12 protein-coding genes are annotated in these 10,114 nt (G+C 75.1%); 4 read left to right on the top strand and 8 right to left on the bottom strand.

Going from position 1 to position 10,114, the window contains the following annotated elements; all coding sequences use genetic code 11:
• Nucleotides 1-115: 115 nt before the first annotated feature.
• Nucleotides 116-502, bottom strand: a complete 387-nt coding sequence (locus tag MNZ39_RS04455; protein ID WP_242335106.1) for an ACT domain-containing protein — start codon at nt 500-502, stop codon at nt 116-118.
• A 294-nt stretch (nt 503-796) separates the two neighbouring features.
• On the opposite strand from MNZ39_RS04455, the gene MNZ39_RS04450 reads away from it, so the two are divergent.
• Entirely contained in the window at nt 797-3,334 is a 2,538-nt protein-coding gene (locus MNZ39_RS04450; protein WP_242335105.1) for a fibrinogen-related protein, read from the top strand.
• A 72-nt stretch (nt 3,335-3,406) separates the two neighbouring features.
• Here the strand turns inward: MNZ39_RS04450 and MNZ39_RS04445 are convergent, their stop codons facing one another.
• Nucleotides 3,407-3,847, bottom strand: a complete 441-nt coding sequence (locus MNZ39_RS04445) for a thioesterase family protein (RefSeq protein ID WP_242335104.1) — start codon at nt 3,845-3,847, stop codon at nt 3,407-3,409.
• Nucleotides 3,848-4,059: 212 nt separating this feature from the next.
• Between MNZ39_RS04445 and MNZ39_RS04440 the strand changes: the two genes are divergently transcribed.
• Nucleotides 4,060-4,785, top strand: a complete 726-nt coding sequence (locus MNZ39_RS04440) for a hypothetical protein (protein WP_242335103.1) — start codon at nt 4,060-4,062, stop codon at nt 4,783-4,785.
• Between the two features lie 23 nt (nt 4,786-4,808).
• Here MNZ39_RS04440 and MNZ39_RS04435 read toward each other — a convergent pair whose 3' ends face one another.
• The 3 genes from MNZ39_RS04435 to MNZ39_RS04425 form a co-directional block, all read right to left on the bottom strand.
• A complete protein-coding gene (locus tag MNZ39_RS04435; RefSeq protein ID WP_242335102.1) occupies nt 4,809-5,513 on the bottom strand; it encodes an endonuclease V in 705 nt (234 codons plus the stop codon).
• Nucleotides 5,510-5,989 (bottom strand): YbhB/YbcL family Raf kinase inhibitor-like protein, encoded by a 480-nt coding sequence (locus MNZ39_RS04430; protein WP_242335101.1) that lies wholly within the window; start codon nt 5,987-5,989, stop codon nt 5,510-5,512. Before MNZ39_RS04430 ends, MNZ39_RS04435 begins: the two co-directional genes overlap by 4 nt.
• 83 nt (nt 5,990-6,072) lie before the next feature.
• Nucleotides 6,073-7,059 carry an aldo/keto reductase gene (locus tag MNZ39_RS04425; protein WP_242335100.1) on the bottom strand — a complete coding sequence of 329 codons (987 nt, stop codon included), beginning with the start codon at nt 7,057-7,059 and terminating at the stop codon, nt 6,073-6,075.
• A gap of 136 nt (nt 7,060-7,195) precedes the next feature.
• On the opposite strand from MNZ39_RS04425, the gene MNZ39_RS04420 reads away from it, so the two are divergent.
• Nucleotides 7,196-7,342 carry a hypothetical protein gene (locus MNZ39_RS04420; protein WP_242335099.1) on the top strand — a complete coding sequence of 49 codons (147 nt, stop codon included), beginning with the start codon at nt 7,196-7,198 and terminating at the stop codon, nt 7,340-7,342.
• Between the two features lie 24 nt (nt 7,343-7,366).
• Here the strand turns inward: MNZ39_RS04420 and MNZ39_RS04415 are convergent, their stop codons facing one another.
• On the bottom strand, nt 7,367-8,431 hold the full coding sequence (locus MNZ39_RS04415; RefSeq protein ID WP_242335096.1) for a DUF475 domain-containing protein: 1,065 nt from the start codon (nt 8,429-8,431) through the stop codon (nt 7,367-7,369).
• Between the two features lie 95 nt (nt 8,432-8,526).
• On the bottom strand, nt 8,527-8,919 hold the full coding sequence (locus tag MNZ39_RS04410; RefSeq protein ID WP_242335093.1) for a VOC family protein: 393 nt from the start codon (nt 8,917-8,919) through the stop codon (nt 8,527-8,529).
• A gap of 145 nt (nt 8,920-9,064) precedes the next feature.
• Here MNZ39_RS04410 and MNZ39_RS04405 point away from each other — a divergent pair, with 145 nt between their 5' ends.
• A complete protein-coding gene (locus tag MNZ39_RS04405) occupies nt 9,065-9,739 on the top strand; it encodes a site-specific DNA-methyltransferase (RefSeq protein ID WP_242335090.1) in 675 nt (224 codons plus the stop codon).
• Between the two features lie 78 nt (nt 9,740-9,817).
• Here the strand turns inward: MNZ39_RS04405 and MNZ39_RS04400 are convergent, their stop codons facing one another.
• Entirely contained in the window at nt 9,818-10,099 is a 282-nt protein-coding gene (locus MNZ39_RS04400; protein ID WP_242335087.1) for a GIY-YIG nuclease family protein, read from the bottom strand.
• Nucleotides 10,100-10,114 lie beyond the last annotated feature (15 nt).

The following is a 10,114-nucleotide window of genomic DNA, read 5'->3' as shown; positions in this document are numbered from 1 at the left end:
CCGGGGCGACGCCGCGCAAGCGGCGAAGCCGCTCGCGGCGTCGCACGGGACCCGGCGAGCCGGGGTGGGGCCCCGACGAGCTTCGCTCGGCGGGGCGGGGGACGCAGTCCCCCGTTTATCGGACTGCTTTCAGCGCAGTCTTGAGATCGGTGACGCCGAAGAAGACGGTGGTCTTCCGGGCGGGCGCCGTCCCGATGAACACGTGGGTGATGTCCACGCCGGCCTTGCCGATCGCGGTCGCCGCGCGTCCGAGGGCGCCCGGCTTGTCGGGCAGCTCGAGCTCCAGGACCTCCTGCTCCTCGGCCGGCCAGCCGCGCTTCGCGAGCACGCGCTTCGCAGCGGCCGCGCGGTCCACCACCATCCGCACGACGCCCTCGTTCCCCTCGACCCAGGCGTTCACCGCGCGCAGGTTCACCTGCTTCTCGCCCAGCGCGGCGGCGATCTCTCCCAGCATGCCCGGCCGGCTGGGCACGCGGATCTTCAGCTCCTTCGCTCTCGGCATCGTCTTCCTCCCGACCCGACATCGCAGCGCGCTGCGCCGCTCGGGGCAAGCTCACGCAGAGGGTGCGACTCTTCGTGCGCGCCGCCCTCGCGGAGACCCTCCCCATGGAGGGTCGGGCGTTCGCGGTAGATCGCTCGCCACAGTCACCGTGAGTCACTCGCCGGCCGGACACGGGCCGGGGGTCCACCCCCGGTGCGGGTCCGTCGGACGGGCGACAGGCGCCCGCCTGCACCGCTGCCTACCTTCCGAGCCATCCAGCCTTCGCCGGCCGTGTGCCGGGACATTGGGGGAAGCATGCAGTCGAGATCGCTCGCCGGCCTGATGCTCGCCGCGCTCGTCGCGGCCTGTTCCAGCTCGAGCCCGAGGAATGACCCGAAGCCCTGCAGCGAGACCTGCTCCGCGCCGAACCTCTGCGTGCGGGAGGTGTGCAGCCCACCCTCCTGCACGGACGGCGTGCGCGACGGCGGCGAGTCCGACGTGGACTGCGGCGGCGCCTGCGCGCCGTGCCCGAGCGGCGGCGCCTGCACCGTGCCGGGCGACTGCGACTCCGGCGTCTGCTCGGGCGGCGCGTGCGCCGCGCCGACCTGCTCGGACGGCGTGACCAACGGCGCCGAGTCCGACGTGGACTGCGGCGGCGCCTGCGCGCCCTGCCCGGACGGCGCGGGCTGCGAGGGCGCGGGGGACTGCGCGTCCGGCGTGTGCGTGTCCGGCGCGTGCGCCGCGCCGACCTGCGGCGATCTGGTGAGGAACGGTGACGAGACCGGCACCGACTGCGGCGGGCCCACCTGCGCCTCGTGCCCGAACGGCGGCGGGTGCGGCAGCGGTGCCGACTGCGCCTCGGGCACCTGCGCCGGCGGCATCTGCGTGGCTCCGAGCTGCACCGACGGGAAGCTGAACGGGGACGAGACCGGCACCGACTGCGGCGGCACCTGCCCGCCGTGCGGCGCGGGGCAGGCCTGCGGCGTCCCGGCCGACTGCGCCTCGCAGGTGTGCACCGGCGGCGCGTGCCAGGCGCCGTCCTGCACGGACCTCGTGAAGAACGGCGACGAGAGCGACGTGGACTGCGGCGGCAGCGCGTGCGCGGGCTGCGTCGACGGGTTCTCCTGCGGGGCTCCCGCCGACTGCGCCTCGGGGAAGTGCATCGCCGGCGTCTGCTACCCGCAGTTCTGCGGGAACGGGCGGCTGGACGGCGACGAGACGGACGTCGACTGCGGCGGGTCGTGTGCTCCTTGCGGCGACGGCGGGGCCTGCATCACCCCCGAGGACTGCTCCTCCGGCGTCTGCGCCGGCAACGCCTGCCAGGCCCCGACCTGCAGCGACGGCGTGAAGAACGGCGCCGAGACGGACGTGGACTGCGGCGGACCGACCTGCAATGCCTGCACGACGGGCTACCAGTGCGCGACCGGCACGGACTGCACCTCCGGCATCTGCGCGGACGGCGCCTGCCAGGCCCCGACCTGCGCCGATCAGGTGAGGAACGGGTTCGAGACCGGCGTGGACTGCGGCGGCTCCTGCGCCGGGTGCGCGGACGGCGGGCCCTGCAACGCCGGCCCTGACTGCGCGTCCGGCGTGTGCACCGGGAACGTCTGCCAGCCCCCGACCTGCACGGACGGCGTGAAGAACGGGGCGGAGACCGGCAAGGACTGCGGCGGCGGTACCTGCGCCGCCTGCGCGAACCGCGAGGGCTGCGCGAGCGACGCGGACTGCGCCTCCGGAGTCTGCGCGAGCGGCGTGTGCGTCGCCCCGACCTGCACGAACGGCCAGCCCGATCCGGGCGAGACCGGCCTCGACTGCGGCGGCCCGGATTGCGCTCCGTGCGGAGACGGCGGCGGCTGCGGGATCGGGAGCGACTGCGCGTCGAGCGTCTGCACGGGCGGCGTCTGCACGCCGGCGACCTGCGCCGACGGGACGAAGAACGGGAGCGAGAGCGACGTGGACTGCGGCGGCACGTGCCCGGACTGCGGCGCGAGCCGGGCCTGCGCCACCGCGTCGGACTGCGCCTCGCGGGTCTGCGTGAGCGGCGTGTGCCGCGCGCCGGCCTGCACGGACGCCGTGAAGAACGGGAGCGAGAGCGACGTGGACTGCGGCGGGACCTGCCCGCAGTGTCCGCTGGGCCGGACCTGCACGACCCCCGCCGACTGCAACGCCGGCGCGTGCGTGGCCGGCAAGTGCTCCGCCTCGAGCTGCGTCGCGCTGAAGCGCACCGGGCTCAAGTTCCCCACCGGCACGTACCCCATCGCGCCGAACGGGACCTCCGCGCTCACCGCCTACTGCGACATGCGCACGCTCGGCGGCGGCTGGACGCTGGTCCTCCGCTCCACGCGCGGGGCGGAGTATCCGGCGAGCCTCGCCTACACGCAGTCCTACTCGGACTGGCTCACGTCCGGCGTGGGGAGCCCGGTGGTCGCGCCGAAGGTGCTCTCGGACCAGTACGTGTTCCCGCTCGAGGAGCTGCGCCGCCTCACCCTCCTCCGGAACGCGTACCTGCGCTTCTCCGCGGACGGCGTCACGCAGGTCGCGCGGCTCCGCAAGGCGAGGCTGGCCGCGGACTACGCCATCGCCGGCCAGAACGCGCTCGCGGTCGCCGAGGCGCTGTGCGGGCCGCAGTCCACCACGAGCTGCTTCCTGCGCGATCGCGGGATGCCGTTCGCCGCGCCGGGCAGCCCGGCCGGCCCGGCCGACGCGTGCGTCGCCGCGAACGGCGGCGTCGGGTTCTGGTACGACCCGAACGGCTGCTACTCGCACGATCCGTTCCGCGTGGAGGACGGGGCGGCGTTCTCGGGGACGACGGCGGCGCCGGCGACGCAGCACTGGACGTGGTGGGTGCGCTGACGGCGAGCAGCGTCCGGGACGGCGCCCTGCCGCCCCGGGCGCTCTGGCCGCGCGCGGCGGCGGGCGCGCCCCTCACGCTCGGTGGGCGGGCGCGCCGACCACCTCGCGGAACGCCGCGGGCATCGTCACGACCCGGCGCGCCGCGTAGTCGAAGAAGACGATCCCGGTCTTCACCCGCGCGATCTCCTGCCCCGTCGCGACGTCCGCGATCCGGTACAGGAGATCGCAGCCGCGCGTCCGGACGTCGTCCGCGGCGAGCTCGACCGCGAGCGTCATGCCGTACCGGCCCTCGGCCCGGTACACGATGGCCGCGTCGACCATGATGATCCCGGCGCCCGCCACGTCGAGCTCCGTGAAGCCGTGGGCCGCGAGGAAGCGGACGCGCGCCTCGTGCGCGATGGAGAGGACGGCGTCGTTGCCGAGGTGGCCGCCGTAGTTCACGTCGCCGATGCGGACGGGGAGCTCGGTGCGGAAGAGGAACGTGTCCGGGAGCGCGATCTCGACGCGGGCCATCGCCCACCCGTACCGCGAAAGCGCCCGCGCGGGCGAGGACGACCGTCGCCGGCGGCAGCGCCGCGCGTGAGACGGGAGCTCTGCCGAGGTATGGCGCGCGCGTGACGGCAAACCCTCCCCGCCCGCTGCGCGTGCGCCTGCCCGTCCGCCCGGCGGCGCTGACCGCCGCCGCGTTGTCCTGGCCCCCGCTCCCCGGGTAGGCTGCCGCGCGCATGATCCCCATCAGGTGTTCGCTCCTCGTCGCCGCCCTCGCCCTGGCCGGGCCCGCGCTCGCGCAGTCGTACCTCATGAAGCCGGGCGCGGAGACGGCGGCCAGCGGAGAGGCGGCCCCGGGGGCCGGGACGAAATCGACGGCAGGCTGCCACTGCTTCCGCGATCGCACCTTCGAGCTCGAGCGCCCGGCCGCAGCCGACCCGTACATCCTCGCGACGACGCGCAGCTCGCTCCTCTCCGCGGCGTTCGGTCCCGGCAAGGCGAGCCTCGTCCAGGCGGTGATGACCGGGACCGCGCCCGAGGACCTGTGGATCGCGCACTTCGCCGCGGCGCGATCCGGCGGCGATGCGGGCGCGCTGCTCGAGGCGAAGGGCGCGAAGGGCGCCTGGAAGCCGGCGCTCGCGGGCGCGAAGGGGCTCGACGGCCCGTTCGCGGCCGCGCTCGCGCGCGGCGCGCCGGATCGAGAGCTCGCCGGGATCGCCGTGGACGACGTGCTCGTCCGCCGTGCCGGCGCGAGCGCGGAGGCCGTGCGCGCGGTGCGGCAGGCGGGCGCGTCCACGGAGGAGACGATCCTCGCCACCGTCCTCTCGAGGAAGCTCGGCTCCCCGGCCGTGCCGCTCGTGCAGAAGGTCCGGAGTGGCCAGGCGACCTGGGGCCGCGTGCTGAACGACGCGGGCCTCGTGCCGAAGCAGATGGACGGGATCGTGCGCGAGATCGTGCGCTGATCCTGGTGCGCGGCGCTGCCCGTTCACGCGGCGCGCCCGTCCCGCAGGGCGCGGGCTCGCTCGCGCGCGCGCCGGAGCGGCTCGGGCATGAGGGTGCCCAGCGTCGTCGCCAGGACGAGGCCCGCCGCGACGTCGGGCGTCGTCCGCCACGCCGCGTGCGCCACGATCGGCCGGACGCCTCGGCGGATCCGCAGCCAGCACGCGAGCTCCTCGCCGTCGCGTGCGAGCGGAGCCCGCGCGCCGGCGCGGTCCTCCGGCGGTGGTCCCGCCGCGACGAGCGGTCTCTGCGTCACGCCGATCGAGGGCACGTCGAGGATCGCGCCCAGCATGACGGCGAGCCCCGCGCCGCGCGGGTGATCGCGCCCGGCCGCGTGGACGAGGAGCACGTCCGGGGGCTCGGGCAGGGCGGCGACGGCCGCGGCGAGGAGCGGCCCCTCGCGCAGCGCGAGCAGCCCGCTCTCGAACCCGGCGCCGAGAGGACCGCTCGCGTCCCCGTACACGAGCACGCACGGCGCCCCGGCGCCCACCTCCACGAGCGCAGCGGCGGCGAACCCGTCCTCGCCCTCGCCTCCCGTCCTCCCGCGCCCCGCGACGAGGGCGCAGCCGGCGACGCGGAGCCGCTCGCCCTCCCACCGCCACGGCGGCGGGCGCGTCCGACCGAGCGACGCCTGTGCCGCCTCGAGCTCCGCCCGCGTGCGCGGCCAGGCCGGCGGCGAGGCGGTGCTCAAGGCTTCTTCTTCTGGTACGTCCCCATGAGCCGCGCCTCCTCGAGGACGTGCCCCTTCATCGCCGCCTCGAGCTTCGCCTTCGTCGGGTGTCCGAGATCCGGCAGCTCGGTGTCGAGCGCATACAGCTTGAAGAAGTAGCGGTGCCGCCCGATGGGCGGGCACGGGCCGCCGTAGCCGGTCCGCTTCCAGTCGTTCGTCCCCTCGCGCGCGCCCGCCGGCAGCGCCTTCGCCTGGGCGGCCTCCGGGAGGCCCTTCGCGTCCGGCGCGAGCCCGTAGAGCACCCAGTGCACGTAGGTCATCTTGGGCGCCTTCGGGTCCGGCGCGTCCGGATCGTCCACGATGAGCGCGAGGCTCTTCGCGCCGGCCGGGATCCCCGACCACGCGAGCGCGGGCGAGGTGTCCTTGCCCTCGCACGTGTGGACGAGCGGGATCTCGCCTCCGTCCTCGAACGCGGTGGAGCGGATCGACATCGCCATGGCGCCTCCCCTCTCTCCCGCCGCGGTGATCGACTCCGTCGCCGCGGCCACGAGCACCCCTCGGCGCACCCGCGCCCCGGGCGTCACAGGTTGACCGTCTTCATCCCCGCCTCCGGGTAGCGCTCACCGGCGGCGGCCCCCTTCGGCGCGATCCGATCGATGCGCGCGAGCTCCTCCGGCGTGAGCCGGATCGAGGCGGCGGCGACGTTCTCCTCGAGGTACTTGCGCCGCTTGGTGCCCGGGATGGGCACGAGGTCCTCGCCGCGCGCGAGGACCCAGGCGAGCGCGAGCTGCGACGGGGTCACCCCGCGGCCCTCGGCGAGCTTGCGGACGTGCTCCACGAGCTCGAGGTTCTTCGCGAAGTTCTCCCCCTGGAAGCGCGGCGCGTTCCGCCGGTAGTCGCCCTCGGGGAGGTCGGCGGGCGAGCGGAACCGACCCGAGAGGAAGCCGCGGCCGAGGGGGCTGTAGGCCACGAAGCCGATCCCGAGCGCGCGCACGGTCGGGAGGATCTCGTCCTCCGGGTCGCGGCTCCAGAGCGAGTACTCGGACTGGAGGGCGCTGATCGGGTGGACGGCGTGCGCCCGCCGGATCGTCGCCGGCGCGGCCTCGGAGAGGCCGAGGTAGCGCACCTTGCCGGCGCGCACGAGCTCCGCCATCGCGCCCACGGTGTCCTCGATGGGCACCGTCGGGTCGACGCGGTGCTGGTAGTAGAGGTCGATGACGTCCACCCCCAGCCGCCGCAGCGACGCGTCGCACGCGCTGCGCACGTAGTCCGGCTTGCCGTTCACGCCGACCCAGGTCCCGTCCGCGCGCCGCTCGTTCCCGAACTTCGTCGCGAGCACCACGCGATCGCGCCGGTCGCGGATCGCCCGCCCGACGAGCTCCTCGTTCTTGAAGGGGCCGTACATGTCGGCGGTGTCGAGGAAGTCGACCCCGAGCTCGAGCGCCCGGTGGATCGTGGCGATCGACTCCGCCTCGTCGCCTGGGCCGTAGAACTCGCTCATCCCCATGCAGCCGAGGCCCATCGCCGACACCGAGAGCCCCTGCTTCCCGAGCCTGCGCTTCTGCATTGCCCACCTCCGACGTGGAGTGGTGCTCCCGTCGCCCGCCGCGCGCAACCGCCGTCGTGTCGCAGCGCCGGCGGTCGGGGGACGTGCGGCAGGCGCGCCGGTTCCTTATCACTCCGGCGAAGGACCCGGAGGCAGGATGGACATCGACCCCATCGCGGTGATCGGCGCGCTCGTGCTCACGCTCCTCGGCGTGCTGCTGACGGGCCCCGGGCTGTGGAGCGAGAAGTGGGGCTGGGGGATGCTCGACCGGCGCAAGGACGAGCGGGAGAAGCCCATCGAGTGAGCCGCCTGGGGCCCGCGGTCGCCGTCAGCGGACCGGCCGCGCCGCCTGGTAGCGCCGGTTGAAGCGGATCGACGACCAGAGCGAGAGCCCGATGAACGCCGCCCCGACGAGCCCGGTGAACGCCTCCGGCACGTGCATGGCGGTGCCCATGAACATGAGCAGCGCGAGCGCGCCGATGGCGTAGAACGCGCCGTGCTCGAGGTAGCGGTACGACGCGAGCGTGCCGTGCTCGACGAGCATCACCGTCAGGCTCCGGACGAACATGGCCCCGATGCCGAGGCCGATGGCGATGATGAAGAGGTTGTTCGTGAGCGCGAACGCGCCGATGACGCCGTCGAAGCTGAAGCTCGCGTCGAGCACCTCGAGGTAGAGGAAGCTCGCCGCGCTCGCCCGGTGGACGTTTCGCATCGCCTCCTCGCCGACCTCCATCGCCGTGCCGATCCCGTCCACGGCGATGAACGTGACGATCCCGAAGATCCCGGCGACGAGGAACGCCTCGTGCTCGCCGGCCGGGACGAACCGCGAGAACCCGTAGATGACGAGCAGCATGAGGCCGAGCTCGGCGGCGTCGACCTTGCCGAGCTTCGCGAGCCCGATCTCGAGCCCCCGCAGCCAGTGGATCTCCTTCTCCTCGTCGAAGAAGTACCCGAGGCAGACCATGCCGAGGAACGCGCCGCCGAACGCGCCCAGCACGGTGTGCGCGCTCGTCAGGATCCGGGCGTACTCGGTGGGATCGAGGGCCGCGAGGCGCAGCGCCTCCTGCGGCCCGACGCGCGCGACGACGCTCACCACGAGGAGCGGGAACACGAGCCGCATCCCGAACACCGCGATGGCGATGCCCCAGGTGAGGAAGCGGTGGCGCCAGACCGGCGTCATGTCCCGGAGCACCGTGGCGTTCACCACCGCGTTGTCGAAGGAGAGCGACGTCTCGAGCACGCCGAGGACCGCCACGATGAACACCGTCCCGAGCACCCCGGCGACCGTCCCGTGGTAGTAGACGCCGAGCGCCGCGCCCGCGAGGAGCGAGACGGCGGTGAAGACGAGCGAGCCTGAGAAGAAGCGGAGGGTCTCGGAGCGGGAGTTGGCCATCGCGGGAGGAGCCGCGCGGCCGGCGGCGCGACGGGGCGCATCATGCCGCTCGGCGGGCCGGCTGGCAACGGACGGCGGCGGGCGCCGCCGCGCCGTCACAGCCCGCGGATGGGCTGCCCGAACGTGAACTCGACGAGGTGACCGTCGGGATCGCGGACCATCGTGACGTACCCGATGTCACCGCCCCCGTCGAACGGCGGCTCGGCGAGGATGCCGAGCCGCGCGCCCTCCGCGGCGATGCGGTCCACCTCGGCGCGCGCGTCGCACTGGAACCCGAGGTGGTCGAGCCGGAAGTCCACGCGCGTCAGGTAGAGCACGAGCACGAACGCGGGCGTGCCCTCGGGGCGCGCGGCCGGCGCGAGCCACACGGTGTGCCCGTCCGGCCGGCCGTCCCGGACCACCTCCAGGCCGCAGAACCGGCGGTAGAAGGCGATCGAGCGCTCGAGCTCCGCGACCTTGACGACCACGTGCGTCCAGCGGGCGGCCATGACCGCAGTATCTCCGCGGCGCGGCGAATGTCACCCGCCTCCGCTCCCTCGCGCGGCCCGCTCCGCTCCATGACCCCGGCGCCGGGCCGGGGCGCCGCTCGCTCCCGGCCCGCGGACCCCGGCCCCGGGTTATCGTCCCCCGCGCATGCCCGACGATCCCACGCGCCCGCCCCTCGCGCCGCGCCGCACCGTCCACGCGGGCGACGGGGTCGCCTGGCTCGAGGCGGCCTCGCTCCCGGCGGACCACGCGATCGTCACCTCCCTGCCGGACGCGTCCGAGCTGCCCGCGCTCGGGCCCGAGGGCTGGCGGGGCTGGTTCGTCCACGCGGCGGAGCGCGCCTGCCGGGCGGTCGCGGACGAGGCGGTCGCGATCTTCTACCAGACCGACGTGAAGCGGGACGGGCGCTGGGTGGACAAGGCGTTCCTCGTGCAGCTCGCGGCCGAGCGCGCCGGGAGCGGGCTCCTCTGGCACAAGATCGTGTGCCGCGTGCCGCCCGGGACGACCACCTTCGGCCGCCCCGCCTACGCTCACCTCCTCTGCGTGAGCCGGGGCCTGCGGCTCCTGCCGGGCCGGTCGTCGCCGGACGTCCTCCCCGTCCCGGGCGCGATGACCTGGGCGCGGGCGATGCCGCTCGAGGCGTGCGCCGCGGCCGCGCGGTTCCTCCGCGCCCACACCCGCTGCCGGGCGGTGGTGGACCCGTTCTGCGGCCTCGGGTCGATGCTCGCGGTGGCGAACGCGCACGGCCTCGACGCGATCGGCGTCGAGCTCTCGCGGCAGCGCGCGGAGCGGGCGCGGGCGCTCGCCCTGCCCGCCGCGTGACCTCGTCGCCGCCTGCCTCCGCGAGCCGCGCGGCCCCCCGCCACGCCCCCGGGCGTCGCGCGCAGGAACCCGCCGTGCCTATCGAGCGCGCCCGCGGCGCGGCCTCGCCGCCACGAGCGCCAGCTTCTCTGCGCGCGTGAGCCGCTTCAGGGCGGCCTCGCGGCGGAGCGCCGCCGACCGATCCCCGGCCCGCTCCGAGTACACGAGCACCACCGGCAGGCGCGCGCGCGTGTAGCGGGCGCCCTCCCCCGCGGCGTGCCTCGCCAGGCGGCGCGCGACGTCGTTCGTCGCGCCGGTGTAGAGCGAGCCGTCGCCGCAGCGGAGGACGTAGACGTGCCAGGTCGGGGCGCGGCGGGGCATCGACGAAAGCCCCTA

Origin of the sequence: Anaeromyxobacter sp. SG66, assembly GCF_022690805.1 — a bacterium.
GTDB lineage: Bacteria > Myxococcota > Myxococcia > Myxococcales > Anaeromyxobacteraceae > Anaeromyxobacter > Anaeromyxobacter soli.
The sequence above is the reverse complement of the archived record's forward strand: the minus strand, read 5'-3'. Positions and strand labels throughout refer to the sequence as shown.

Excerpts from the sequence above, each read along its gene's own strand:
- MNZ39_RS04455 (WP_242335106.1), bottom strand. The coding sequence starts at position 502 with ATGCCGAGAGCGAAGGAGCTGAAGATCCGCGTGCCCAGCCGGCCGGGC.
- MNZ39_RS04450 (WP_242335105.1), top strand. The coding sequence starts at position 797 with ATGCAGTCGAGATCGCTCGCCGGCCTGATGCTCGCCGCGCTCGTCGCG.
- MNZ39_RS04445 (WP_242335104.1), bottom strand. The coding sequence starts at position 3,847 with ATGGCCCGCGTCGAGATCGCGCTCCCGGACACGTTCCTCTTCCGCACC.
- MNZ39_RS04440 (WP_242335103.1), top strand. The coding sequence starts at position 4,060 with ATGATCCCCATCAGGTGTTCGCTCCTCGTCGCCGCCCTCGCCCTGGCC.
- MNZ39_RS04430 (WP_242335101.1), bottom strand. The coding sequence starts at position 5,989 with ATGGCGATGTCGATCCGCTCCACCGCGTTCGAGGACGGAGGCGAGATC.
- MNZ39_RS04425 (WP_242335100.1), bottom strand. The coding sequence starts at position 7,059 with ATGCAGAAGCGCAGGCTCGGGAAGCAGGGGCTCTCGGTGTCGGCGATG.
- MNZ39_RS04420 (WP_242335099.1), top strand. The coding sequence starts at position 7,196 with ATGGACATCGACCCCATCGCGGTGATCGGCGCGCTCGTGCTCACGCTC.
- MNZ39_RS04415 (WP_242335096.1), bottom strand. The coding sequence starts at position 8,431 with ATGGCCAACTCCCGCTCCGAGACCCTCCGCTTCTTCTCAGGCTCGCTC.
- MNZ39_RS04410 (WP_242335093.1), bottom strand. The coding sequence starts at position 8,919 with ATGGCCGCCCGCTGGACGCACGTGGTCGTCAAGGTCGCGGAGCTCGAG.
- MNZ39_RS04405 (WP_242335090.1), top strand. The coding sequence starts at position 9,065 with ATGCCCGACGATCCCACGCGCCCGCCCCTCGCGCCGCGCCGCACCGTC.
- MNZ39_RS04400 (WP_242335087.1), bottom strand. The coding sequence starts at position 10,099 with ATGCCCCGCCGCGCCCCGACCTGGCACGTCTACGTCCTCCGCTGCGGC.